The sequence below is a fragment of the Parabacteroides sp. KHUB-02 genome (assembly GCF_056640955.1).
Genome location: NZ_JBWQEV010000001.1, coordinates 1549279 through 1575013 on the forward strand (window position 1 = coordinate 1549279; position 25735 = coordinate 1575013).

General features: G+C 44.2%; 20 protein-coding genes and 3 tRNA genes. 18 read left to right on the forward strand and 5 right to left on the reverse strand.

What is annotated here, in order from left to right; translation table 11 throughout:
- Positions 1-4: 4 nt before the first annotated feature.
- From ACYIA1_RS06710 to ACYIA1_RS06725, 4 genes are all read left to right on the forward strand, one after another.
- Positions 5-1654, forward strand: coding sequence for a bifunctional aspartate transaminase/aspartate 4-decarboxylase (locus ACYIA1_RS06710; protein WP_480334788.1), 1650 nt, complete (start codon positions 5-7; stop codon positions 1652-1654).
- Between the two features lie 270 nt (positions 1655-1924).
- On the forward strand, positions 1925-4174 hold the full coding sequence (locus tag ACYIA1_RS06715; RefSeq protein ID WP_480334790.1) for an aconitate hydratase: 2250 nt from the start codon (positions 1925-1927) through the stop codon (positions 4172-4174).
- A gap of 24 nt (positions 4175-4198) precedes the next feature.
- The gene (icd, locus tag ACYIA1_RS06720) at positions 4199-5476 is read left to right on the forward strand and encodes an NADP-dependent isocitrate dehydrogenase (protein WP_005856984.1); all 1278 of its coding nucleotides are present in this window, start codon (positions 4199-4201) and stop codon (positions 5474-5476) included.
- Positions 5477-5481: 5 nt separating this feature from the next.
- Positions 5482-6825: a citrate/2-methylcitrate synthase gene (locus tag ACYIA1_RS06725; RefSeq protein WP_008772165.1), complete on the forward strand. Its 1344-nt coding sequence runs from the start codon at positions 5482-5484 to the stop codon at positions 6823-6825.
- A gap of 112 nt (positions 6826-6937) precedes the next feature.
- Here ACYIA1_RS06725 and ACYIA1_RS06730 read toward each other — a convergent pair whose 3' ends face one another.
- Complete coding sequence (locus tag ACYIA1_RS06730; protein ID WP_005856980.1) at positions 6938-7213, reverse strand: putative quinol monooxygenase; 276 nt, start codon at positions 7211-7213, stop codon at positions 6938-6940.
- Positions 7214-7314: 101 nt separating this feature from the next.
- Between ACYIA1_RS06730 and ACYIA1_RS06735 the strand changes: the two genes are divergently transcribed.
- Entirely contained in the window at positions 7315-7695 is a 381-nt protein-coding gene (locus ACYIA1_RS06735) for a GtrA family protein (protein WP_005856979.1), read from the forward strand.
- Positions 7696-7841: 146 nt separating this feature from the next.
- Here ACYIA1_RS06735 and ACYIA1_RS06740 read toward each other — a convergent pair whose 3' ends face one another.
- On the reverse strand, positions 7842-9500 hold the full coding sequence (locus ACYIA1_RS06740; protein ID WP_005862312.1) for an amino acid permease: 1659 nt from the start codon (positions 9498-9500) through the stop codon (positions 7842-7844).
- 114 nt (positions 9501-9614) lie between these two features.
- Between ACYIA1_RS06740 and ACYIA1_RS06745 the strand changes: the two genes are divergently transcribed.
- Positions 9615-9947, forward strand: a complete 333-nt coding sequence (locus tag ACYIA1_RS06745) for a DUF3795 domain-containing protein (protein ID WP_087342680.1) — start codon at positions 9615-9617, stop codon at positions 9945-9947.
- A 34-nt stretch (positions 9948-9981) separates the two neighbouring features.
- On the opposite strand, the gene ACYIA1_RS06750 is transcribed toward ACYIA1_RS06745, so the two are convergent.
- Entirely contained in the window at positions 9982-10713 is a 732-nt protein-coding gene (locus tag ACYIA1_RS06750) for an SDR family NAD(P)-dependent oxidoreductase (RefSeq protein WP_413639794.1), read from the reverse strand.
- Positions 10714-10809: 96 nt separating this feature from the next.
- Here ACYIA1_RS06750 and ACYIA1_RS06755 point away from each other — a divergent pair, with 96 nt between their 5' ends.
- From ACYIA1_RS06755 to ACYIA1_RS06785, 7 genes are all read left to right on the forward strand, one after another.
- The gene (locus ACYIA1_RS06755; RefSeq protein WP_008772162.1) at positions 10810-11955 is read left to right on the forward strand and encodes an acyltransferase; all 1146 of its coding nucleotides are present in this window, start codon (positions 10810-10812) and stop codon (positions 11953-11955) included.
- 145 nt (positions 11956-12100) lie between these two features.
- The gene (locus ACYIA1_RS06760) at positions 12101-13456 is read left to right on the forward strand and encodes a dipeptidase (RefSeq protein ID WP_009017450.1); all 1356 of its coding nucleotides are present in this window, start codon (positions 12101-12103) and stop codon (positions 13454-13456) included.
- Between the two features lie 11 nt (positions 13457-13467).
- Positions 13468-14724, forward strand: coding sequence for an amidohydrolase (locus tag ACYIA1_RS06765; protein ID WP_480334795.1), 1257 nt, complete (start codon positions 13468-13470; stop codon positions 14722-14724).
- Between the two features lie 11 nt (positions 14725-14735).
- Complete coding sequence (locus ACYIA1_RS06770; RefSeq protein WP_005862304.1) at positions 14736-15563, forward strand: purine nucleoside phosphorylase I, inosine and guanosine-specific; 828 nt, start codon at positions 14736-14738, stop codon at positions 15561-15563.
- Positions 15564-15642: 79 nt separating this feature from the next.
- Positions 15643-15715, forward strand: a tRNA-Gly gene (locus tag ACYIA1_RS06775).
- Between the two features lie 16 nt (positions 15716-15731).
- Positions 15732-15815 (forward strand) — tRNA-Leu (locus ACYIA1_RS06780).
- Between the two features lie 13 nt (positions 15816-15828).
- Positions 15829-15912 (forward strand) — tRNA-Leu (locus tag ACYIA1_RS06785).
- Between the two features lie 139 nt (positions 15913-16051).
- Here the strand turns inward: ACYIA1_RS06785 and ACYIA1_RS06790 are convergent.
- Positions 16052-18610 carry an ATP-dependent Clp protease ATP-binding subunit gene (locus ACYIA1_RS06790; protein ID WP_005862303.1) on the reverse strand — a complete coding sequence of 853 codons (2559 nt, stop codon included), beginning with the start codon at positions 18608-18610 and terminating at the stop codon, positions 16052-16054.
- A gap of 204 nt (positions 18611-18814) precedes the next feature.
- Between ACYIA1_RS06790 and gyrA the strand changes: the two genes are divergently transcribed.
- The 5 genes from gyrA to ACYIA1_RS06815 all read left to right on the forward strand — a co-directional run bounded on the left by gyrA (position 18815) and on the right by ACYIA1_RS06815 (position 25273).
- Positions 18815-21427 carry a DNA gyrase subunit A gene (gyrA, locus tag ACYIA1_RS06795; RefSeq protein WP_122135186.1) on the forward strand — a complete coding sequence of 871 codons (2613 nt, stop codon included), beginning with the start codon at positions 18815-18817 and terminating at the stop codon, positions 21425-21427.
- A 42-nt stretch (positions 21428-21469) separates the two neighbouring features.
- Complete coding sequence (locus tag ACYIA1_RS06800) at positions 21470-22687, forward strand: tetratricopeptide repeat protein (protein ID WP_122382406.1); 1218 nt, start codon at positions 21470-21472, stop codon at positions 22685-22687.
- Positions 22688-23280: 593 nt separating this feature from the next.
- Complete coding sequence (locus ACYIA1_RS06805) at positions 23281-23868, forward strand: hypothetical protein (RefSeq protein ID WP_147425487.1); 588 nt, start codon at positions 23281-23283, stop codon at positions 23866-23868.
- Between the two features lie 100 nt (positions 23869-23968).
- A complete protein-coding gene (locus ACYIA1_RS06810; RefSeq protein ID WP_372584216.1) occupies positions 23969-24352 on the forward strand; it encodes a D-Ala-D-Ala carboxypeptidase family metallohydrolase in 384 nt (127 codons plus the stop codon).
- A 669-nt stretch (positions 24353-25021) separates the two neighbouring features.
- On the forward strand, positions 25022-25273 hold the full coding sequence (locus tag ACYIA1_RS06815) for a hypothetical protein (RefSeq protein ID WP_147425488.1): 252 nt from the start codon (positions 25022-25024) through the stop codon (positions 25271-25273).
- Positions 25274-25361: 88 nt separating this feature from the next.
- Here ACYIA1_RS06815 and ACYIA1_RS06820 read toward each other — a convergent pair whose 3' ends face one another.
- On the reverse strand, positions 25362-25529 hold the full coding sequence (locus ACYIA1_RS06820) for a hypothetical protein (protein ID WP_157310332.1): 168 nt from the start codon (positions 25527-25529) through the stop codon (positions 25362-25364).
- Positions 25530-25735: the final 206 nt, after the last annotated feature.

The following is a 25735-nucleotide window of genomic DNA, read 5'->3' on the forward strand; positions in this document are numbered from 1 at the left end:
ATGTATGGAAAAGAAGAAAATACAGATCACGAGAGAATATGAGAAAAAGATGTCGGAGATTAGCCCTTTCGAGCTAAAGAACATCTTGATAGAGTTAGCGGATGAGAGCGCTCGTAAAAGTACGCACATCATGCTGAACGCAGGAAGGGGAAATCCAAACTGGATCAGTACGGTTCCACGGGAGGCATTCTTCCTATTAGGGCAGTTCGCCTTGGAGGAATGCCAGCGGGAAACCGAATTGGCAGATGAGATGGCCGGAGCCGCAGGGGTTCCCAACCGCAAAAGGATCGCGTCTCGCTTCGTACAGTTTCTAAAGAAACATGCGCAATCTCCCGGCGCTACTTTATTGAAGGGTACCTATGAATATCTGGTCACGGAAAAAGGTGTAGATGAGAATGAGCTTGTATACGAATGGGCGGAAGGTGTCATTGGTGATCAATATCCGGTTCCCGATCGTATCTTGAAATATACGGAAATGCTCGTGCGGGATTATTTAGACCAAGAATTATGTGATAACCAGCCCCCTGAGGGAATATTCGACCTTTTCGCTACCGAGGGCGGAACTGCCGCCATGTGTTATATCTTCGATTCCTTGCAGCAGAATTTCTTGTTGAATAAGGGAGACAAGATCGTTCTCTTCGCTCCGGTATTCACTCCTTATATAGAGATTCCGGAACAGGCTCGTTATCTTTTTAATGTCATAGAGATAAAAGCCTTGAAGATGACAAAAGACGGCTATCACACGTGGCAATATCAAGAAAAAGATTTAGATGTCCTGAAAGATCCTAGCGTGAAAGCCGCTTTCATAACAAACCCGAGCAACCCGCCTTCATACGGATTGACAAAAGCATTGATGAATAGGATCGTTGAGATCGTACGGAACGACAATCCCAACCTCATGATTATTACGGATGATGTGTATGCGACATTTATTCCGCATTTTCGCTCGATGATGGCCGAATTACCAAAGAATACGTTATGTGTCTACTCTTTCTCCAAATATTTCGGGGCAACCGGATGGAGATTGGCGGTAATCGCTTTACATCAAGATAATATTTACGACCGGATGATCCGTGAATTGCCAAGAGATAAACAGGAGCTTCTAAAAAAACGATATAGCAGTCTATCCTTACATCCCGAGGATATCCGCTTTATTGATCGTATGGTAGCCGATAGCCGTCAAGTAGCCTTGAATCATACGGCCGGTCTTTCCTTGCCACAGCAAACACAAATGTCTCTGTTTGCGTCTTTCGCTCTATTAGATGCGGAAAATACCTATAAGAAAAGGATGCAGGATATGATCCACGAGCGTTTACACACATTGTGGGAAAGCACCGGATTCACCTTATTAGACGACCCTTTGCGTGCGGGATATTATAGTGAGATCGATATGCTTGTCTGGGCTAAGAAATTCTATGGGGATGATTTCGTGGAATATCTAAAAAAGAATTACGAACCTCTGGATGTCGTTTTCCGTCTGGCACAGGAAACTTCCTTGGTTTTACTGAACGGAGGAGGTTTTGATGCTCCCGAGTGGTCTATCCGCGCATCTTTAGCTAACCTTAAACGGGAAGATTATGTCCGGATCGGAGAGGGTATCGCATCTATTTTGCATAGTTATGCCCAAAGATGGAAAGAAAGTCTCGATAAGTAGAAAAAACAGCTCCAAGGCTTGAACAAAACGGGCTAATGGTACGTTTTATTAATAAACGTGCGATTAGCCCGTTTTTCTAAGTTATCCGGGAGATTATAAATAACCTCTATAACCTCATAGAAATTATCGAACAAATTGTATTTCATTATATTATATATTTGTTGATAATAAAAACAAAGACTCATTGGCAGATGTCTTATTTATTACATTTTAGCTGGTTATAGATAAATATATTTGCGAAAAGGCTTACAATAAAAAACGAATATGAATATGGTGTACGACATTGACATGCTTAGAAATTTCTATGCGAATTTCCCCAGAAGAGTGGACACAGCCCGCGAACGTATCGGTGGTCGCCCGATGACCTTGGCCGAGAAAATCTTATATGCGCATCTATACGATGAAAGCTCGACTCGCCTTTTCAAAAGAGGTGAGGATTATGTGAATTTCCGTCCCGACCGTGTGGCTATGCAAGATGCCACCGCTCAGATGGCGCTTTTACAATTCATGAACGCCGGAAAAGAAAAATCCGCAGTACCGGCTACCGTGCATTGCGACCATTTGATCCAAGCGAATATGGGAGCCAAGACGGATATCGATACGGCTACCAAAAGCAATAGCGAGGTCTATGATTTCTTGAAATCGGTCTCCGATAAATATGGAATCGGTTTTTGGAAACCCGGAGCAGGCATTATCCATCAAGTGGTATTGGAAAATTATGCGTTTCCCGGCGGTATGATGGTAGGAACTGATTCACATACCCCGAATGCCGGAGGACTTGGAATGGTCGCTATCGGAGTAGGAGGAGCCGACGCCGTGGATGTCATGACCGGAATGGAATGGGAACTGAAGATGCCGAAACTAATTGGTGTTAAGTTAACTGGTAGTTTGAATGGTTGGGCCTCGCCGAAGGACGTGATTCTTAAGCTAGCGGGCATCTTAACCGTAAAAGGTGGAACGAACGCTATCATCGAATATTTCGGTCCGGGCACCGCCTCAATCTCAGCGACCGGAAAAGCTACGATCTGTAATATGGGTGCCGAGGTAGGAGCGACTACTTCCTTATTCCCATTCGATAATACAATGGCTCAATATCTTCGTGCCACGGGACGTGACGAGGTAGCGAGCTGGGCCGAAGCTATCGGTGAATATCTGGAAGCGGATATGGACGTTCGTGCCGAGCCAGATAAGTTTTACGATCGTGTAATCGTTATTAACCTTTCCGAATTGGAGCCGCATATCAATGGTCCGTTCACGCCGGATGCAGCTACGCCTATCTCGGAGTTTGCCGCAAAAGTAAAAGCGAATGGCTATCCCCGAAAGATGGAGGTGGGATTAATCGGTTCCTGTACCAACTCTTCTTATCAAGATCTAAGCCGTGCGGCATCCATTGCTCGCCAAGCTTATGAGGATAAAATACCGGTAGCGGCACCCTTGATCATCAACCCGGGTTCCGAGCAAATCCGTTATACGGCGGAAAGAGATGGTATTATCGGTGATTTTGAACGGATTGGCGCAACCATTATGGCGAATGCCTGTGGTCCTTGTATCGGACAATGGAAACGTCATACGGATGATAATACCCGTAAGAATTCGATCGTTACTTCATTTAATCGTAACTTCGCTAAACGTGCGGACGGTAATCCGAATACACATGCTTTTGTCGCTTCTCCGGAACTGACACTGGCCTTGACCATCGCAGGTGATCTATGTTTCAATCCTTTGACCGATACCTTGAAGACAGAGGATGGTAAGGTTGTGAAACTGAAAGAACCGAAAGGCACGGATTTTCCGCCGAAAGGTTTCGAGGTAAAGGATAACGGCTATCTGGCACCTACGGGTAAGAACGTAGTGGTGAACATCGATCCGGAATCCAATCGCCTACAGGTATTAAAGCCTTTCGCTCCTTGGACCGGAGAGGATTTCACGAATATGCCCCTTCTTATCAAGGCTGAAGGTAAATGTACGACGGATCATATCTCGATGGCCGGTCCATGGTTACGTTTCCGTGGGCATTTGGAAAATATATCGGATAATATGTTGATGGGAGCCGTAAACGCTTTCAATGGGAAGACAAACTCTGTATTGAATCAACTGAACAATGAATATGAAGCAGTTTCTGCCGTAGCGAAACAATACAAGGCAAATGGTATTTCCTCGATCGTCGTAGCGGAAGAAAACTATGGTGAAGGCTCTTCCCGGGAACATGCAGCCATGGAGCCTCGCTTCCTAAATGTAAAAGTGATCCTAGCCAAGAGTTTCGCCCGTATCCACGAGACAAACTTGAAGAAACAAGGAATGTTAGCACTGACTTTCGCCGATAAGGAGGATTATAGCAAGATCCGTGAGAATGACCATATCTCGATCATCGGATTGAAAGATTTTCAGCCGGGCAAACCGTTGACGGCCGTTCTTCTTCATGCGGATGGTACGCAAGAATCATTCCCGGTTAACCATACGTATAATGATTTACAAATTAAATGGTTCAAGGCGGGTTCCGCTTTAAATACAGCTCACTAAGACAAACAAAAAAATCTTGATATCATGAGTAAGATAACAAAGAAAGGTAATCATATTTTCGTTCCGGATCACGTGACGATCCCTTATATTGAAGGAGATGGCGTGGGGCATGAGATCACTCCCGTTAGCCAAAAGATAGTAAACGCTGCCATCAAGCAAGCTTACAACGGAACCCGTTCCATTGAATGGAAAGAGGTCTTAGCCGGCGAAAAGGCGTTTAAGCAAACCGGAAGTTGGCTTCCCGATGAGACTATGGAAGCATTCCGTGAATACATCGTCGGTATTAAGGGACCGTTGACAACTCCGATTGGTGGAGGTATCCGTTCATTAAATGTGGCCCTCCGTCAGACGTTGGATTTATATGTTTGTCTCCGTCCGGTTCGTTGGTTTAAAGGAGTCGTATCTCCGGTAAAGGAGCCGCAAAAAGTGAATATGTATATCTTCCGTGAGAATACAGAAGATATCTATGCCGGAATCGAATGGCAACAAGGGACTCCGGAGGCACAAAAGTTATTGAAGTTCCTCACCGAGGAAATGGGAGTGAAGAAAATACGTTTCCCGGAAACTTCCTCTTTCGGCATCAAGCCGGTTTCTGTGGAAGGTACGGAGCGTCTGGTGCGTGCCGCTATCGAATACGCGATATTGCATCAGTTACCGAGCGTGACTTTGGTACACAAAGGTAACATCATGAAATTCACGGAAGGTGGTTTCAAACTATGGGGATACGCTTTAGCGGAACGGGAGTTTGCGGATCTCACTTTCACATGGCCTCAATATGAGAAGATCAAGAAAGAGCAAGGCGAGGAAGCGGCCAATACCGCCTTAGTGGAAGCTTCAAAGGCCGGTAAAATCATTATCAAGGATGTCATAGCCGATGCTTTCTTGCAAAACACTCTATTAATTCCGGAAGAATATTCCGTGATCGCTACCTTGAACCTGAACGGCGATTATATCTCCGATCAATTAGCGGCAATGGTAGGTGGCATTGGCATTGCTCCCGGCGCTAATATCAACTATAACAGTGGTCATGCGATCTTCGAGGCAACACATGGAACCGCTCCGAATATCGCGGGAAAGAATCTCGTAAACCCCTCTTCCTTATTATTATCATCCGTGATGATGCTGGAATATATGGGATGGAGTGATGCAGCTAACCTGATTACATCCGCTATGGAGCAAGCTTTCTCCGCTGGAGAGGCCACTCATGACTTGGCTCGTTTTATGCCGAATGGCAAATCTCTCGGCACCAAAGAATTTGGTGATCGTATCATCTCTATTATCGAAACAATTAAATTAGTATAGTCATGTTGAAGAAAGAATATTTAATTTACAAATTGTCCGAGGCTGCCAGAGAGGCTTGCAAGATTGACAACGAACTTTTCCCGATGTATAATGTGAAACGTGGCCTTCGTAACGAGGATGGTAGCGGCGTGTTAGTAGGATTGACCCAAGTCGGTAATGTAGTAGGATACGAACGCTTGCCAGAGGGCGGTCTTAAAGCGATCCCCGGTAAGTTATTCTATAGAGGTTACGACGTAGAGGATTTAGCGCGTGATTTCATCAAGGAAAAACGGTTCGGTTTTGAGGAAGTGGCTTATTTATTACTTTCTGGTAAACTCCCCGATAAAGAGGAATTATCAGCCTTTAAAGAACTGTTGAACGATAATATGCCCTTGGAGCAAAAGACCAAGATGAATATTCTGGATCTGGAAGGACAGAACATCATGAATATATTGGCTCGTAGCGTATTGGAGATGTATACCTTCGACGCAAACCCGGACGACACCTCCCGAGATAACTTAATGCGCCAATCTATTGAATTGATCTCTAAGTTCCCGACGATTATCGCTTATGCCTACAATATTTATCGTCATAGCACACAGGGGCGTTCTTTACACATCCGTCATCCGCACGAGAACTTATCGATCGCAGAAAATTTCCTTCACATGCTGAAACGTGATTTCACGGATCTGGACGCACGTACGTTGGATTTGCTCTTGGTATTGCAAGCAGAACATGGTGGTGGTAATAACTCTACGTTCACGGTACGCGTCACTAGTTCTACGGGAACGGATACGTACTCATCTATCGCAGCTGGTATCGGCTCATTGAAAGGCCCGTTGCACGGAGGCGCCAATATTCAGGTAGTAGATATGTTCCATCATTTAAAAGAGAATATCGCAGATTGGAAGAACGTGGACGAGATCGATACTTATTTCATGAGGATGCTTAACAAAGAGGCTTATAACAAGACAGGCTTGATCTATGGTATCGGCCATGCGGTCTATACGATTTCCGATCCCCGTGCGGTCGTATTAAAGGAACTGGCTCGTGATCTGGCAAAAGAGAAAGGTCGCTCTGAGGAATTCGCCTTCCTTGAGTTATTAGAGGAAAGAGCGATCGAATGTTTCGCCAAGCATAAAGGAACTAAGAAACGGGTTTCCTCGAACGTGGACTTCTATTCCGGATTCGTTTATGAGATGATCGGTTTGCCACAGGAAATCTATACGCCCTTATTCGCCATGGCCCGAATCGTGGGTTGGACCGCTCACCGTATCGAGGAGTTGAACTTTGACGGAAAACGCATCATCCGTCCGGCTTACAAGAACGTTTTGGACGATAGGGAATATATCTCAATCAACGAGCGATAACACTAAAAAAATCATAGTTATGTTTTCTTTCATTCATAGTTATAAGTTGAAGGATTCATAACTATGATTTTTTAGCATGCTCAGGCTGATAATAATATCCTACATAAAACCCTTAAAATGTAAATTTCTCAAGTTTCATCGCACCTAATCCTTGCAATTTAGGAACCAACGTTACGAAATGCTCAGCTTTTTCGTGAGCTGATAAGGATTCAGCGTCTTTCCACGTCTCACAAATCATCAATACATCACTACGAGTAGAGCTCTCGAAAATATCATAAGCTATACAGCCATTGTCTTTCAAAGACTTTTCAACCAATTCTTTCGCTGTCTCCAATGCGGCTGGACGATTCTCCTCACTTACTTGAATAAATACATTTAGTCTAATCATACTCATAATTGTTTTAAGAATGTTACATACTTGATCAAAAGTACAGCACAAATATAGAAATAAACCCGTATATTTGTCATTCGAAACGTATAATTAACAGCATGAAGGAATCTGTTCGTATTCTTCGTTTCGCCATTGTAGGTTCTTCTAACGCTTTGATCACCGCATTGGTAATCTGGATATTAATGGATATTCTGGATTGTAATTACTTGTGGTCGAACATGGCTGGATATGTGGCTGCCTTGGTGAATAACTTCTTTTGGAGTAAATACTGGGTATTTTCTTCCGGGAAAGGTAATTTCTGGAAGGAGATTCCTTTATTCCTAATCGCTTTTGGTTGCGCTTACGCTACTCAATTCATATTCTTGCTTTTAATGGTGGAGGTGATCGATCTAAATGAATATCTGGGTCAGTTCCTTGGACTTTTCGTTTACGGAGCCGTTAATTTTATGATGAATAAGAGGCTTACTTTTAAGAGCTAGAATCCGATAAATCGTATCAAAGGAAGTGGTATAGTACGCCAGTAGTGGTGAAGGTCAACGCGACTACTCGCATAAGCCTTCACCACTACTGGTATTGACCATCGGGACTAGTCGCGTGAGCCATCGAGACTAATCGTGCTGAATCGCTAACGGGTAAGGCTCGTAAACTGCTTCCCGAGTCTGTAAAGATAGAAAGCTAGATGCGTAAAAGCGAATACGAATGAGATAATCAATAAGATTTTGCTCTCGCCCCATCCCACGGTTTGCTGGTGCCAAAGCCCCGTGATCACGCAAAGCACGGATAGGGTAATACCGATCATATCCAATGTGGTCTGTCCCGAGCGATGTTTCTGCATATGTTCCAGTTTGCTATGTTTGATTCCATAGCAGACATATATATCCAGACCGATTAACATCCATAATACCAAACGAATCCATGTATCAGCCGGGAGAAAAAGCATCATTACCAGACAAGTTATGATACCGGCGATAGGCACGAACGGAACCAACGGGGTCTTGAAAGATCGGGGAGCGTCCGGCATTGTCTTACGGACAATCAATACCCCGGCGCAAACTAGCGTAAAAGCGAACAAAGTCCCGATACTACACATCTCACCCGCTACGCTCGCCGGAACGAAAGCTGCCAATGCACCGACCAATAACATAAACAGGAAATTACTTCGTGCCGGCGTGCGGAATTTCTCATGGATATGGGAAAATAGGGGAGGGAGCAGCCCATCCCGGCTCATACTCAAGAATACACGACTCTGTCCTAATAACGTTACCATGATAACCGAGCAATACCCCAGTAAAATAGCTATTACGATCGCCCGGTTCATCCAAGGGTAATCCGGACGAATCACACCAGAAGCATCCATTTGCCCCATATGATCGATAGCTATTGCCACAGGAGCGATTCCATTCTGGCCAGCAAACGCTGAGTAATGTACGACTCCGGTCATCACGTGGGCAAACAACATATATAATATAGTACAAACCACTAATGACATCAAGATCCCGATCGGCATATTCCGTTTCGGGTTCTTGGTTTCCTGCGCCGCCGTACTTACAGCGTCGAAACCGAGGAAAGCAAAGAATACGATAGCCGCCCCTCGTAGGATACCGGAGAAACCGAACTCGCCTAGGGTCCCCGTATTAGCGGGTATATAAGGCGTATAATTCTCCATACGGATATATTTCCATCCCAAGACTACGAACACCAAGACTACGGAGACTTTCAAGAATACGATAATCCCATTGAAGATAGAACTTCCTTCCGTCCCTCGTATCAACAAAATACTCATTAACACCACGATCACGAAAGCCGGGATATTCACGATACCGCCATCCCAAGGGCAAGCCGTCAAGGCTTGCGGTAAATGTACTCCGAATCCTTCCAGAAAAACGACCAAATACCGACTCCAACTTATGCTAACGGTCGTAGCGGCCACGCAATACTCGAGCACCAAATCCCAACCGATAATCCAAGCGACCAACTCACCCATCGTGGCATACGAATAGGTATATGCGCTACCTGCCACCGGGATCATGGAAGCGAACTCGGCGTAACATAACCCGGCGAAACAACAGCCCAAGGCGGCGATAGCGAAAGATAAAGTAATGGCAGGCCCCGTATACCCGGCGGCCACCGCACCCGTAATGGAGAACAATCCGGCACCGATAATAACACCGACACCTAAGGCGATCAAACTCCACGGGCCAAGGATACGCTTCAGCGATTTACTGCCCGAATCATTTGCCTCGGTCATCAAATCCGCTAAAGGCTTCTTAATAAATAAACCCATCTGTATAGATTAAAAAATTAGTAATTGGGCGCAAAGGTAGGAATTTTTATTATGTTTGCCGAAAAGTAAAAGCAAGGACAGAAACAAACAAGAAAATAAATAGACAACTAAATAATGAAACAATTAATAGCCTGTTGCGGATTAGATTGCGAAAGTTGCGATGCCCGCATAGCCACAGTTAAGAATGATAATGAGCTAAGAGAAAAAACCGCACAAAAGTGGAGCGCCATGAACAATGCGCCCGAAATTACAGCCGCAACTATAAACTGTATGGGTTGTCGTGCGGACGGAGTGAAATTTGCGTATTGCAGTGATTATTGTGAAATATGCAAATGTGTATCCGGAAAAGGCTTTAATACATGTGGCGATTGTGATGAATTGGATAGTTGCCAGATAGTCGGTGCGGTCCTTCAGCATGCTCCCGGCGCAAGAGAAAATCTAATGTAGAAGCAAAAAAGATGAACCTCTAACATATCCGATCCTAATTCCGTATCGGCAGCCGTTCCCAAAGCCATTCAGGGATCAGTCTCCAGAGAAAGACAAGGATAGCGTATCTCCAATCGATGATCGCCCTTCTCTTTTTCCGGTCTATAGCGTTGGCGATACGCAGGGCGGCATATTGGGGAGACATCAGCATAGGATAATTCCTGCCGTCTTTCAATAAATCCGTACGGACAAATCCCGGACGGATATCCGTAAGTATAATAGGCTGTTTCTCCATACGGGAAAGTTGGGCTAAAGCGTCTATATAAATATTTTGGTATCGTTTGGTAGCCGAGTAGGAGGGAGCGACACCTAATCCTTTGGTTCCGGCAATAGAGCTGATTACAGATATATGCCCGCCACCTTGACTGGAAAAATAACGATAGGCCGCTAGTACCATACGTGTAAAGCCTGTCACATTCGTCTGTATCGTAGCTTGTTCAATGGAAGTATCTAAGTATTTATTCTGGTTGCCGATCCCTGAACTAAGCAGGAAGATGTCCATTCCTCCCAAATCACGGATTAATTCGTCTAAACGATCAGCGGCATCCTCGGCGGTCACGTCCAACTGCTTTATCTGGATATGCTCCGGATCTTGCTTACGAAACTCCTCCAACCGATCAACCCGACGACCAGCCAATCCCAGTTGATATCCTCGTTTCCAATAAATCTTAGCAACCTCATAGCCGATACCGGAGGTAGCGCCAATAATGATAATTCGTTTGACCATAATACTTGATACAATAAATTAACAATAAAGATAAACAAAATTCTCATACTAAGCTCTATCTTTGTCACCCATCTTTTAAATTTAACACATAAATCCATGAACAACGCAACAACACAGTCACATATCGTGTGGCTCGATGTAATACGAACCGTAGCTATGCTGATGGTTATCGGAGTACATTGTATAGATCCTTTTTATATCTCACCTACACTCGGAAGTTTACCGGAATATAAACATTGGGCCGCTGTTTACGGCTCTCTTTTACGGCCCTCCGTTCCTCTTTTCGTTATGATGACGGGACTTTTACTATTGCCTATACGGGAACAATCTTTAGGTGTTTTCTATAAAAAGAGAATATATAGGGTATTATTTCCTTTTTTGATATGGTCTGTATTATACAATATATTCCCTTGGGTTACAGGGCTATTAGGTTTGCCGAAAGAGATAATCGGTGAGTTTTTCTGCTATGTGCAAGGAAATGAGTCACAATCCTTATCCGACGCATTGAAAGACATCGCCATGATCCCGTTCAATTTCAGTTTTAAGGAAAACCATATGTGGTATATTTATTTACTCATCGGATTGTATCTGTATATGCCATTCTTCTCCGCATGGATCGAGAAGGCGGATCGTTCCAAAGAGAGGGTCTATTTAGGGATATGGTTCGTATCTCTTTTCTTGCCTTATATGTCTGCCTATATCAGCAAATATTTATACGGGGAAGCGACGTGGAATCAATTCGGCATGTTTTATTATTTCGCAGGATTCAACGGATATCTCCTATTAGGACATTACTTAAAACAAGGTAATAATTGGAATATTTGGAAAACCTTCGCTATTTGCGCAGCCATGTTTGTGGTTGGTTATGCCATAACCTATTGTGGATTCAGTTCGGCCGCAGCGAATCCCGAGGCAACAGAATTGGATATGGAGTTATTTTTCACCTTCTGTAGTCCGAATGTAGTCTTAATGACGGCAGCTGTATTTATTCTTCTTCAAAAGGTACGTATTCATAATACTCTCATAGCTAAAAAACTATCGAAAATATCCAAATATGGTTTCGGAATCTATATCGTACATTATTTTGTCGTAGGTCCGATCTTTATCTTGATCGGGAAGTTTGATTTACCGATACCTTTGCAAGTACCCATAATGGCACTTTTGATTTTCATAATCTCATGGGCGTTTACTTGGTTCATGTACCGTATATTAGGTGAACGAGCTAAATGGATCATGGGATGAAACTCTTTCGTATACTGCAACCCGCCTTGCCGTGTTACTGCACGCCTATTGTAGTAACACGGCTAAAATACCATAAAACTCCTTGCAATCCCCATCTGTTTCGTTATATTTGCTACAATTTATAAACTTGATAAAATAAAACGCTATGTCAGTAAAATCTTATATCGAATCCAATAAGGATCGTTTTCTTGAAGAATTGTTCTCTTTAATCCGCATTCCGTCAATCAGCGCCAAGCATGAGAATAAGCCGGACATGTTGACATGTGCCCAGCGTTGGACTGAGGTGCTGTTGTCTTCCGGTGCGGATAAGGCCGAGGTAATGCCTACGAAAGGCAATCCTGTCGTATACGCCGAGAAAATGGTATCTCCCAATGCTCCGACCGTATTGGTTTACGCTCATTACGACGTGATGCCTGCCGAACCACTAGAACTGTGGAAGAGTGAACCTTTCGAGCCGGTGATCCGGGACGGACGCATTTGGGCCCGTGGAGCAGACGATGATAAGGGACAGGGTATGATTCAAGTAAAAGGTTTTGAGACAGCGATTAAAGAAGGTTTGTTACAGTGTAACGTGAAGTTTATTTTCGAAGGAGAGGAGGAGATAGGTTCTCCTAGCTTGGAAGATTTTTGCCGGGAACATAAAGAATTATTGAAAGCGGATGTAATCCTCGTTTCCGATACAAGCATGGTCAGCGCTGAAACACCGTCGCTCACGACAGGCTTACGTGGTTTGGCTTACTGGGAAATAGAAGTAACCGGACCGAACCGCGATTTGCATTCCGGTCATTTTGGCGGAGCCGTAGCGAATCCGATCAATGTACTTTGCAAATTGATGGCAGATATCACCGACGTGGATGGACGCATCACGATCCCGGGTTTTTATGACGACGTGGAGGATGTATCTCCCGCAGAACGGGAGATGATCGCCCAAATCCCATTCGACGAGGAAAAATATAAGAAAGCGATCGGGGTAGACGCTCTTTTCGGAGAGAAAGGCTATTCTACGCTAGAACGTAATAGTTGTCGGCCTTCTTTCGATATCTGTGGTATTTGGGGCGGATATACGGGGGAAGGAAGCAAAACTGTATTGCCTTCAAAGGCTTATGCCAAGGTTTCCACTCGTTTGGTTCCACACCAAGATCATGCCAAGATCTCCCAAATGTTTGAGGAGTATATAGCTCGTGTGACCCCACCTTATGTTAAAGTGAAAGTTACGCCCAGCCATGGCGGGCAAGGATATGTTTGTCCGATAGACTTGCCAGCTTATCAAGCGGCAGAAAAGGCTGTTGGTATCGCATTCGGGAAGAAACCGTTGGCGGTTCGTCGCGGAGGTAGCATTCCTATTATCTCTACATTCGAGCAGGTATTAGGTATCAAGACCGTACTGATGGGATTCGGCTTGGAGCAAAACGCGATCCATTCGCCCAACGAGAGTCAGGAGTTGGATATCTTCTTCAAGGGAATCGAGTCGGTAGCGGAATTCTACCGTTTATATAAATAAGAAGGAAGAAGATGAGTATATTAATAAAGAATGTTCTGTTTAACGATAGGACGATTGATATCTATATCGAAGGAAAAGAGATCAAGCAAATAGGAGAGGGCTTGTCTTTTCCTGCCGATAAGATACTGGATGGTAGCCGTAAAGCCGTCATTCCCGGTTTCGTGAACGCTCATACACATGCTGCCATGACTTTGTTCCGCGGCTTCGGCGATGATATGCCGCTTATGCCATGGCTTGAGCAAAAGATCTGGCCGAATGAGGCGAAAATGACCCGTGAGGATGTATATTGGGGAGCGAAATTAGCGTGCTTGGAAATGATAAAAAGTGGCACGACCACTTTCTTCGACATGTATCAACGCCCTCGTGTCACGGCCGATGTGACGGAGGAGATGGGATTGCGAGGTATCATAGCCGGCGTTTGCTTCGATGGTTTTGATAAAGAAGAGGCGGAGAAATGCAAACGCCATAACGAGCGACTGATCCAAGATGTGGATAACTACAGCAAACGGGTTCGCTTCTCGATCGGGCCGCACGCCATCTATACCGTTTCCGGTGAGCTTCTGAAATGGGCGCATCGGTTCGCTATGGAACATCAAATCCCGATCCATCTGCATCTAGCAGAGACAGAGGGGGAAGTGAAAGACTCTCTCGATAGATTCGGACTCACTCCTGTACGTTATTTATATAAGTTAGGTGTGCTTTCTCCACGTTTGATTATCGCTCACGGAATTTACATCGATGATGACGAGCTTCGCATGTTGGCCGATCACGAGGTGAAAGTCGTACATAACCCGGCCTCAAACATGAAACTGGCTTCCGGTATTCATTTTAAGTTTAAGGAAATGCGCCAATTGGGTATTACCGTGGGATTGGGAACGGACGGTTGTTCCTCTTCCAATAACTTGGATATGATCGAGGCGATGAAGCTGGCTTCCCTGTTAGGAAAAGCTTGGCGAAAGGATCCCGAAGCCTTGACCGCAAATGAGATGCTGCAAGCCGCTACTGCGGAAGGAGCCGCTATGTTCGGTTTAAAAGCCGGGCAGATCAAGGAAGGGTATTTAGCCGATCTATGTTTGATAGATCTCAACACCCCCGCTTTTACCCCGAACTTCAATTTCGTCTCAAATCTTGTATACGCCGCCAACGGCAGTTGCGTGGATACCGTTATCTGTGATGGTAAAATATTGATGGAGAATAAGAAGGTACCGGGAGAGGACGAGATTATCGAGAAAGCGACAGAGATAGCTTATAACTTGATGAAACGTTAAATTGATTAAATATGGAAATGATTAAAACCGAACAATATCGGGAAGCGGCCGCCTATTTAGCTAGCCGGATCGAAGGTAACCCGGAGACCGCCATTATCCTTGGTAGTGGCTTAGGCTCTTTAGCCGATCAAATAACAGATCCTATAGTGATACCTTATGCAGAGATCCCACATTTTATGAAATCTACCGCTACCGGGCATAAGGGGAATTTTATTTGTGGCAAACTAGGGGATAAGCAAGTCTTGGCTATGCAAGGCCGTTTTCATTACTATGAGGGCTACACAATGCAACAGGTCACTTTTCCCGTACGTGTAATGAAGCTCTTAGGAATCAAGAACCTTTTGGTCTCGAACGCCGCCGGAGGTATCAATAATACGTTCAAGGTAGGTGATCTGATGATCATCCGGGATCATATCAATATGATGCCGAACCCGCTGATCGGTCCGAACAATGAGGATTTCGGCACTCGTTTCCCGGATATGACCCGTGCTTATGATCGTGAATTTATCCGCTATGTGGAAGAAATAGCCGCCTCCCGATCTATCCCGTTAAAGAAAGGTGTATATGTAGGTTTGACAGGCCCTTCCTTCGAGACTCCTTCCGAGTACGCTTTCTATGGAAAAGTCGGGGGAGATGCGATCGGCATGAGTACGGTACCGGAAGTAATCGTGGCACGTCATGCGGGCTTGCGTGTATTCGGTATGTCTGTCATCACGAACGAAGGTTATCACTTCGCTGACGACTTTGTAAATGATGGTGCCGATGTTATCGTAGCGGCTAATAAAGCAGCATCTGTTATGACACAACTATTTACGGAATTGGTCAAAAAAATCCAATAAAAAAGTAACGCAAAGGCTTGGTGGTTTCAATGAAATCACTACCTTTGCACTCGCAATCGAGAACAAAGCGGTTGTATATGCGGAAGTAGCTCAGTTGGTAGAGCATAACCTTGCCAAGGTTAGGGTCGCGGGTTCGAGTCCCGTCTTCCGCTCTTTCTCGTATTGATTGCCCAGGTGGCGGAATTGGTAGACGCGCTCGTTTCAGGTGCGAGTGGTTTTGCGATCGTGCAGGTTCGAGTCCTGTTCTGGGCACCCTTCCTAAAATGCGCAGGTGGTGGAATTGGTAGACACGCTACTTTGAGGGGGTAGTGCCGGTTACGGCGTGTGAGTTCAAGTCTCATCCTGCGTACTTAAGTAAAAAAAGAAATAAGAGCATGATCTATTCAATTAGGTCATGCTTTTTTTGCGTGTCAAAATGACAGACGAATAAGATGGACGAACATAAAAAAAGCCGGACTCACGCCCGGCTTCTATATTCATAGACAAACTTATTCAGCATCTTTCTTTTTTATCGAAGTCGTGATTTTCTGCTCTTCCTTATCAAAGTCTACGATAATCGTATCGCCTTCACCTACTGAGGCACGGATAATCATCTCCGCCATCTCATCTTCCAGATACTTCTGGATCGCACGCTTCAACGGACGGGCACCGAACTGGATATCGTAGCCTTTTGTCGCAATGAAATCTTTTGCCTCGTCTGTGATCGACAACTCATAGCCCAGATTTGATACACGCTGATACAGACCCTGTAACTCAATATCAATAATCTTATGAATAGCGGCTTTATCAAGCTGATCGAACATAATGATATCATCCACACGGTTCAAGAACTCTGGAGCAAATGCTTTATTCAACGCTTTCTGGATCACGCTACGGGAGAAATCCTTATCCGGCTCACCAGCCATCTGAGTATTGAAACCAACGCCACGGCCGAAATCTTTCAATTGCCGGGTACCAATATTGGAAGTCATGATCAAGATCGTATTCTTGAAATCAATACGTCTACCCAGACTATCCGTCAAACGGCCTTCATCCAAGACTTGCAGCAGCAAGTTAAATACATCCGGATGCGCCTTCTCGATCTCGTCCAATAAGACCACCGAATAGGGCTTGCGACGTACTTTCTCTGTTAACTGGCCACCTTCCTCGTAACCAACGTATCCGGGAGGCGCTCCGATCAAACGGGAAACAGCGAATTTCTCCAAGTATTCACTCATATCGATACGTACCAAAGAATCCGCCGAATCAAATAGATATTCAGCAAGCTTCTTGGCCAAGTGAGTTTTACCTACACCCGTCGGTCCTAGGAACATAAAAGTTCCGATCGGCTTATTCGGATCTTTCAAGCCAACACGGTTACGTTGAATTGCCTTTACAATCTTTTGAACAGCATCATCCTGCCCGACCACCTTACTTTTCAATACGTCCGCCATTTCCAGAAGCTTGACATTCTCTGCCTTAGCGATACGTTGAACAGGCACACCAGACATCATGGCAACAACTTCAGCGACCTTCTCTTCATCAACGGTCTCCCGATGTTCTTGAAGCTCTTGTTCCCATTTAGCTTTCGCGGCCTCCAGTTGCAATAAATACTGACGCTCCTTATCGCGGAAACTTGCGGCTAACTCAAAGTTCTGAGATTTCACGGCCGCTAATTTCTCATTCTTCGTATCCTCGATCTTTGCCTCAAGCTCTTCGATACTTTTCGGAACAATGATATTAGATATATGTACACGGGAACCGGCCTCGTCTAAAGCATCGATCGCCTTATCCGGGAAATTACGGTCACTGATATATCTTTCTGTCAATTTTACACACGCTTGTAAAGCATCTTCAGTATAGATCACATTATGGTGCTCCTCATAACGAGGTTTGATATTACGCAAGATCTGCAAAGTTTCTTCCGCCGTAGTCGGATCAACGATCACTTTCTGGAAACGACGTTCCAACGCACCGTCTTTCTCGATATTCTTACGATATTCATCCAAAGTAGTAGCGCCAATGCATTGAATCTCACCACGAGCCAACGCAGGTTTCAGCATATTCGCCGCATCCATAGATCCGGAAGCGGAACCAGCGCCAACAATCGTATGAATCTCATCGATAAAGAGGATGATATTCGGGTTCTTCGATAACTCATTCAAGATAGCCTTAATACGTTCCTCGAATTGTCCGCGGTATTTCGTACCGGCGACAATAGAAGCCATATCCAAGCTAATCACACGCTTATCGAATAACACCCGGGAAACCTTACGCTGAATAATGCGTAAAGCCAATCCCTCTACGATAGCCGACTTACCCACACCCGGCTCACCAATCAATACCGGATTATTTTTCTTCCTACGGCTTAATATCTGGGCCAAACGCTCGATCTCCTTCTCACGTCCCACAATCGGGTCTAGACGGTTTTCTGCGGCGGCACGTGTCATATCCGTTCCGAAGTTATCCAGAACAGGTGTATCATTAGGGGATTTCGGTTGAGCGGCTCCCGCTCCAGCACCGGAAGAGGGGCGAGATGCCTCACGACGAGAGGAGAAACCTTCGTCCTCGTCATCTTCGTCATCATCCGTATATCCGTCGCTGATCTCGTCGAATTCCTCCATATTATTCAAACCGGTTCCGCTTACTAATATATTATATGCGGAACGATAAGTAATACCCGCATCGTTCAACACCTTGGCAGCGACATTAAACTCCTCTTTCAATATCGCCAATAGAAGATGTTCCGTATCGGTCTCATCTTCCTTGAATAAACGAGATTCCAGCATACTCATACGCAAGACACGTTCTGTAGTCTTACTTATAGCGATCTCATGCTGGACAGAATCCTCAGAATCGAATGTATTCTTTATTTCTTGCTCAATCTTGCGTTTAATATCCATCGGATCGGTATGTAGCTCTCGCAAGACACGCATTGCCTCGCCTTCGCCTTCCCGGATGATGCCTAGCATCAAATGTTCCGGCCCGATATAGCTATTCTGGAGCCTAGCCGCTTCTTCACGGCTATACTCAATCACGTCAATCAATCTTTTCGAATAATTTTTCATACTATATTATATATGTACTGATTACGCAAAGTTACATAATCTATTCCAACTATCATCAAATTTCGTGCCATTATTCCTTAATAAGCCTTGAAAAGCCCAGAGGCGCAAAATTTCAAGACAAATTCTTTCGTAGTATACGGAAAAACCTTACCTTAGTGCAATTTTTCAGAGGTGAGATATTGAGTGTAATTAATATAAAACTAAATGGTTGATCAAGACAGAATTATTAAGATTAACATCGAAGAGGAAATGAAATCGGCATACATTGATTATTCAATGTCTGTCATTGTTTCACGTGCTCTTCCTGATGTTAGGGATGGCTTTAAGCCGGTTCACCGCCGTATTTTATTTGGAATGAATGAACTGGGTAACACATCCGACAAACCTTATAAAAAATCTGCGAGAATAGTTGGTGAAGTTTTAGGTAAATATCATCCACATGGCGACTTGTCTGTATATTTCGCCATGGTTCGTATGGCCCAGACATGGTCTATGCGTTATCCGTTAGTAGACGGACAAGGTAACTTCGGTTCAGTGGACGGTGATAGTCCTGCCGCTATGCGTTATACAGAGGCACGACTGAGTAAACTCGCCGAAGAAATGCTCCGGGATATCGATAAGGACACGGTAGATTTCCAGCTTAACTTCGATGATACGTTGAAGGAGCCGACCGTATTGCCGACTCGTGTTCCTAACTTACTTGTAAATGGTGGATCGGGTATCGCCGTTGGTATGGCTACGAATATGCCGACTCATAACTTGAGCGAGGTATTAGATGGTTGTATCGCTTATATCGATGCCAAGGGAGATATCGAGGTAGAAGGCTTAATGCAATATATCAAGGCTCCGGACTTCCCTACAGGCGCTACAATTTATGGCTACGCAGGCGTGAAAGACGCTTTCGAGACGGGTAGGGGACGTATCATCCTTCGCGGTAAAGCCGAGATTGAGGTGGAGAATAATCATGAGAAGATTATTATTACCGAGATTCCTTATTTGGTAAATAAGGCTGAGTTGATCAAGTATATCGCTGACCTAGTAAACGAGAAGCGTATCGATGGCATTTCCAATGTCAATGACGAGTCCGACCGTAGCGGTATGCGTATCGTAGTTGACGTGAAACGTGACGCGAACTCGAGTGTCGTACTGAATAAATTGTATAAGCTTACGGCTCTGCAATCCTCATTCAGCGTTAATAATATCGCTTTGGTGAACGGCCGTCCGAGGTTGCTTAACTTAAAAGACTTAATCAAGGCGTTTGTTGAGCACCGTCATGAGGTCGTTATCCGGCGTACAAAATATGAATTGAGGAAAGCGGAAGAGAGAGCTCATATATTGGAAGGCTTGATCATCGCTTCCGATAATATAGACGAGGTAATCGCGATTATCAAGTCTTCCAAGAGCCCGCAAGAGGCTATCGAGCGTTTGATCGAACGTTTCTCTTTATCTGAGCTTCAAGCACGTGCTATTGTCGAGATGAGACTTCGTCAGTTGACAGGTCTGGAACAAGACAAATTGCGTGCGGAATATGAGGAGATCGAGAAGTTGATCGCTTATTTGAATGAGATTCTGGAGAATGAGGACCTTTGTATGAAGGTTATCAAAGATGAATTATTGGAAATCAAGGATAAATTTGGCGACGAACGTAAGACGGATATCGTTTACGCCTCTGAGGAATTAAATCCGGAGGATTTCTATGCGGATGATGAGATGATCATTACCGTATCTCATATGGGATATATCAAACGTACCCCGTTAAGTGAGTTCCGTGCGCAAGGCCGTGGTGGTGTAGGAGCGAAGGGTTCCGAGACTAGAGACGAGGATTTCGTTGAGTATATCTATCCGGCATCCATGCACGCGACCTTATTATTCTTCACGGCAAAAGGTAAATGTTATTGGTTGAAGGTATTCGAGATTCCGGAAGGAGCTAAGAACGCTAAAGGACGTGCGATCCAGAATCTTCTGAATATCGAGCCGGATGATAAGGTACAAGCCTTTATACGTGTTAAGAAATTAACCACCGATACGGAATTCATTAATTCTCATTACCTATTATTCTGTACGAAGAAAGGTGTGATCAAAAAGACCTTGTTGGAGGCCTATTCCCGTCCTCGTCAAAACGGTGTGAACGCTATTACATTGCGTGAAGACGATGGCTTGATCCAAGTATGTATGACGAATGGCAACAACGAGGTGATCATAGCGAACCGTAATGGCCGGGCGATCCGTTTCCATGAAAGCGCGGTACGTGTAATGGGCCGTACGGCTTCCGGAGTGAAAGGTATGACTTTGGACGAGGATAATACCGATGAAGTCGTTGGTATGATCTGTATCAAGGACAAGGAAAAAGAGACCGTACTCGTCGTATCAGAGCAGGGATATGGAAAACGTTCCTCTATCGAGGATTATCGTATAACGAATCGTGGCGGTAAAGGCGTAAAAACCATTAATATCACGGAGAAGACCGGTAAATTAGTTGCCATCAAGAATGTTACGGACGAGAACGATTTAATGATTATCAATAAGTCGGGTATCGCTATCCGTATGAAAGTGGCCGATTTGAACGTAATAGGACGTGCTACTCAAGGTGTTCGTTTGATTAATCTGGAAAAGCGCAACGACGAAATCGCTTCTGTATGTAAAGTATTGTCTGAGAGTGAAGAGGAGATTGCCGAGCAAAAAGCGGAACAAGAAGCCAGACAAGAGAATGAGGGAAGAGAGTTGAGTGAGAATCAAGCTAGTCTAGGTACCGATGTTGATCTGCCGGAATCAGAGGAGGATAACGAACAAAATGATAACGAAGAAATAACTGAATAATTTTAAACAAATAGAAATATTAATCTCAAAATTACTATCGCAATGAAACGAGTATTATTAACAGTGGCACTATGTGTCGCAGCATCGGTCTCTTTTGCACAGAAAAAAGCTGTAAATGAGGCTCAAAGTATAGCTAAGGGGACAACTCCTGATTTCTCGGAAGCCAGAACTCTTATTAAAGGAGCTTTGGAAAACCCTGAAACAAAGGATGACGCTAAAACTTGGTATGTTGCCGGTTTTATCGAGGATCAACAGTTCAGCAACGAAAGAACTAAACAAGTCTTGGGCCAACAACCGGACGAGCCTGTTATGTACGAGGCATTGGGTAGTATTTTGCCATACTTTGAGAAAGCATATGAGTTAGATCAACTTCCTAATGAAAAAGGAAAAGTTAAACCTAAGTTCACGAAAGATATCAAAGGTATCCTAGGAGCAAACCACGTATATTACATCAATGGTGGTGCTTACTATTTCGATCAGAAAGATTATAACAAAGCTTACGATTTCTTCGAGCAATACCTGAAAATATCTGATATGCCGATGTTTAAAGGTGAGGCTGTCGCTGAAAGAGATTCAAACTTCATGACAGTTCAGTTCTATGCCGCTGTAGCAGCGACCCAACTTGGCGATTCTCAAAAAGCTATCGCAGCGTTAGAGCGTGCTAAAAATACGGATTATAGAGCAAGCGAGGTATATCAATACTTATGCTATGAGTATGAGCAAGCTAAAGATACCGTGAATTTAGAGAAGACTTTGGAAGAAGGTTTGAATAAATTCCCTGAGGAACAGTATTTCTTAATGAGCCTTATAAACAATTACATCTATTCTAATAGAAATGAGAAAGCTATTGAATATTTGAACACAGCTATCGCTAAGGATTCCAACAATCCACAGCTTTACGATGTAATGGGCCGTGTTTATGAGACTGGTTTGAAAGATTACGCTAAAGCTGAAGAGTATTTCAAGAAAGCATTGGCGATCAATCCTGACTATATCGAATCTCTCTCTAACTTAGGTCGTGTATATTACAACCAAGGTGTAAACAAGCAAGGTGAGGCTAATATGATCAACGACGCAAAACAATATCAAGAGGAATTAGGCAAAGCTAAGGAATTCTTTAAGCTAGCTCTTCCTTACTTTGAGAAAGCTCACCAAATGAAACCAGAAGAAAGAGAATATATGACCGCTTTAAGAGGTATTTACTACAATTTGAATATGGGTGATAAATTCGATGCTATTGAAGCAGAGATGAATAAGTAATTTCTTCTTTCAGAATAAATTGGAACCGTCTAGTAATATAAGGTTACTAGGCGGTTTTTTATTTGTGTATCATGTATTGGAGTAGTCATTTTTTGATCGCTTATAATACTATTAAACATAATGGGAATGGTCAATACTGCTATCATTATGCCACTATTTTAACGAATCCAGTATCAAAAATCATCGATAGGAGAGGATGTTTAGTAAAACTATCCAATAGAGAACTTTATCAACCGGATTTCTCATATAGATTTGTCAATTTCCTTGCCTCTTATGGATTAAAATATAAGTCAATCAGCCGATTAGATTTGTGTTACGATTGTAATAGGTTTGTCAACGGCTTATCTCCACGAAGATTAATAAACTCATTTCTTTCCGGGCGTTATTTAAAGAACTGCCAACCATCATACACCATACAAGCCGACACGGAATCCGATAAAAGGGATCAATTAGTAGATGCTATTGAGGCTAAAATAAAATCATGTGATGTCTCTAATACAGCGGAATTAAAGAACGCTATTCGCTCAGTCATTTACGATCGGATAAAACGATCCGACGCTAGCAAATGTAAACTTAGAGGTTCTGCTAAAAATGTGCGAGATATTAACTATGTGAGTTTCGGTAGCCATGCAAGTTCTGTATGCTCATATCTGTATAACAAGACAAAAGAACTTCGAGAGGTTAAGGATAAGCCCTATATCCGGCAATTGTGGAAACTAAACGGTATTGATGAGACTAGTGATGTGTGGCGTGTTGAGCTATCGATCAGGAAAGATAGCAAAACTCTATTAGAACTATCTACCGGAGAGGTATTTAGCATAAGTACGGATATGTTGAAGCTACAGTCAGATATTGAGGACTTATTCTATATTTATGCAGCTAAATACTTTGATTTCAGAATAAACGATCTTACGAAAAATAAATCACGAATGAAATCAGTAGCGATCTTCGAGTATGCTCCGGGCGTTGTAACGAAACGTCCCATTAGATTAACTCTATCGAAGGATACGACAAAGGCTGATAAGATATTCATTCGGAAACTGGTTAAGGCAAAAAGAGACATTCCGTTCCCTACGGAGCAATATTTAGATGCGTTAAGGCTTGTAACGCATGAATATGCTTTTTCTCGCTCTCTCGCTAAATATCTGCATAAGGTAGAATGCGAAGGAGTCCCGATATAGCGTACTTTGTCTTGCTACTGGCAACCGTATATTGTCCCCCCCCATAGCGGAGCGTTACAAACAAATATATGATATGGATATACAACTAAGTAAGAATTTCATGCTGTCCGAACTGGTACATAGCGAGATAGCCTATTATAATAACCTACGAAACGAGCCAACACCGGAGGCGTTTTGTGCGTTATGTAATCTAGTGTCCTGTACGTTACAGCCTTTAAGGGACTATCTAAACGAGCCTATAACGATCAATAGCGGGTATAGAACTGCGGAGTTGAATAGGCTTGTGAAGGGAGTCTACGGATCGCAACATATAAAGGGGGAAGCTGCGGACATTAGGATTAGCGGCGATGCGATGCGTGTGGTTAGTGCCGTCTTAAAATCTGGAATCCCTTACGATCAATGTATATTCTATACTAGGCGAAACTTCGTACATGTATCATACAGTAGGTTCGCAGATAATAAACGACAAATAATATATCAATAATGGAAACCATAGTAATCGATAATAAGAGTATCACAGATAACGAAGAACTCGAGCTATTTATGTTCTATGCGCTAGAAACATTGTCCCGGCTTAGGACTACGTTTCAGTACATGGACTATTCCGTTAACGGAATGGACGAAAGCATACGTTTAGCTCGGGCTTTTATGACCTATGATCGAGACTGCGTGATTGATCGAATAGAGTCCGGGCTTGCTCACGTCCGATTGTATAGGAGACCACCAAACCGATTACCGGAACGCACTATAATCATACAATACTGATTACTTACTGTCTGTAAGGGGCGGTCTCTTCGTGCCCCTCGCTACGCTTTGGGGCACTCAATCAACCGCTGCCGCCGGGCACTCGGCGGCGTTCTATCCTGTCACCTAGTCATTATGTCACTATTCAGTACATGTGTCTAGGTCTCTGAATACTTGCTCCAAACTGGACGTCAGTTCTATTACTACCGCCATTGTGCCGTTCTCTGCGTGGGTACTCAATGATATACGTGTTTTCCTGTAGCGTCTAGTCTTTATTCCCCGGGCTATATAACATAACAAAACTTGTTAGCCGTGCTTTATGCTCCCGTACCGCTCGCATTCGCCCGTCTAAAAGTTGCTGTTATGTTAAATAGCCCTACCGTGCCGCTCCATCACTCACTACGGCTTCATGCGTCCTCTCTTCGCTGCGCTTCGTTGCGGGCGCAAGAATCCTTCGTTCCGTGATTCCGCTTCGCTCTATGCCAAGATCAAGCTCAATTCAAAGTTACATATCAGTCGGGTGGGGGCTGTCTTTGTTGTTATGCGTTCTTTGCGTCCTTATACGGTGCTCGCCTACGGCTGTGCTCCGCAGTCCGCAAAGATCGCTACCGTAGGCGTTTATATAAGCGTCTTTTCATCTACAGTTACTCATTGCGTGTAGTGCGTCTTCGCTTCGCTCGGCACCGCTTTACGTTCCTCGTTCCTCGTCACTGCCGATACTATATGTTCGTGTGTCCCTATACGATCTGCTACGCTATCCCGCCGATCAGTCGCTCTATCGCTTCGCTCTCTCGCTCCCAAGCGGCGTGATAACTCCGCTCCGAACGTTTTAATAATAGCCTCGTGCCGCCTGCCGCTGGCTTTCGCTCCGTGCCCGCTGCCGGAAACCGCCAGCGTTCCCGAAGCGAATCATACAAAAGTGCTTACTATCATTTACGTTGGGTTTTATTATGCCTCTTATCCTCGAGCGTAATCATGGTAAAAAGTTGGATCGGGTAGGGGTTTCACCCCTTGTCTTGCTACTGGCAACCGTATATCCCCCCCCCTCTTGTTTCCGCTCTTTACGGCTGCTTCGCAGCGGCGATATTGCGCCTCCGGCGCACCCCATATCAATAAATTTATT

Excerpts from the sequence above, each read along its gene's own strand:
- ACYIA1_RS06710 (WP_480334788.1), top strand. The coding sequence starts at position 5 with ATGGAAAAGAAGAAAATACAGATCACGAGAGAATATGAGAAAAAGATG.
- ACYIA1_RS06715 (WP_480334790.1), top strand. The coding sequence starts at position 1,925 with ATGGTGTACGACATTGACATGCTTAGAAATTTCTATGCGAATTTCCCC.
- icd (WP_005856984.1), top strand. The coding sequence starts at position 4,199 with ATGAGTAAGATAACAAAGAAAGGTAATCATATTTTCGTTCCGGATCAC.
- ACYIA1_RS06730 (WP_005856980.1), bottom strand. The coding sequence starts at position 7,213 with ATGATTAGACTAAATGTATTTATTCAAGTAAGTGAGGAGAATCGTCCA.
- ACYIA1_RS06735 (WP_005856979.1), top strand. The coding sequence starts at position 7,315 with ATGAAGGAATCTGTTCGTATTCTTCGTTTCGCCATTGTAGGTTCTTCT.
- ACYIA1_RS06740 (WP_005862312.1), bottom strand. The coding sequence starts at position 9,500 with ATGGGTTTATTTATTAAGAAGCCTTTAGCGGATTTGATGACCGAGGCA.
- ACYIA1_RS06745 (WP_087342680.1), top strand. The coding sequence starts at position 9,615 with ATGAAACAATTAATAGCCTGTTGCGGATTAGATTGCGAAAGTTGCGAT.
- ACYIA1_RS06750 (WP_413639794.1), bottom strand. The coding sequence starts at position 10,713 with ATGGTCAAACGAATTATCATTATTGGCGCTACCTCCGGTATCGGCTAT.
- ACYIA1_RS06755 (WP_008772162.1), top strand. The coding sequence starts at position 10,810 with ATGAACAACGCAACAACACAGTCACATATCGTGTGGCTCGATGTAATA.
- ACYIA1_RS06760 (WP_009017450.1), top strand. The coding sequence starts at position 12,101 with ATGTCAGTAAAATCTTATATCGAATCCAATAAGGATCGTTTTCTTGAA.
- ACYIA1_RS06765 (WP_480334795.1), top strand. The coding sequence starts at position 13,468 with ATGAGTATATTAATAAAGAATGTTCTGTTTAACGATAGGACGATTGAT.
- ACYIA1_RS06770 (WP_005862304.1), top strand. The coding sequence starts at position 14,736 with ATGGAAATGATTAAAACCGAACAATATCGGGAAGCGGCCGCCTATTTA.
- ACYIA1_RS06790 (WP_005862303.1), bottom strand. The coding sequence starts at position 18,610 with ATGAAAAATTATTCGAAAAGATTGATTGACGTGATTGAGTATAGCCGT.
- gyrA (WP_122135186.1), top strand. The coding sequence starts at position 18,815 with ATGGTTGATCAAGACAGAATTATTAAGATTAACATCGAAGAGGAAATG.
- ACYIA1_RS06800 (WP_122382406.1), top strand. The coding sequence starts at position 21,470 with ATGAAACGAGTATTATTAACAGTGGCACTATGTGTCGCAGCATCGGTC.
- ACYIA1_RS06810 (WP_372584216.1), top strand. The coding sequence starts at position 23,969 with ATGCTGTCCGAACTGGTACATAGCGAGATAGCCTATTATAATAACCTA.
- ACYIA1_RS06815 (WP_147425488.1), top strand. The coding sequence starts at position 25,022 with ATGCGTCCTCTCTTCGCTGCGCTTCGTTGCGGGCGCAAGAATCCTTCG.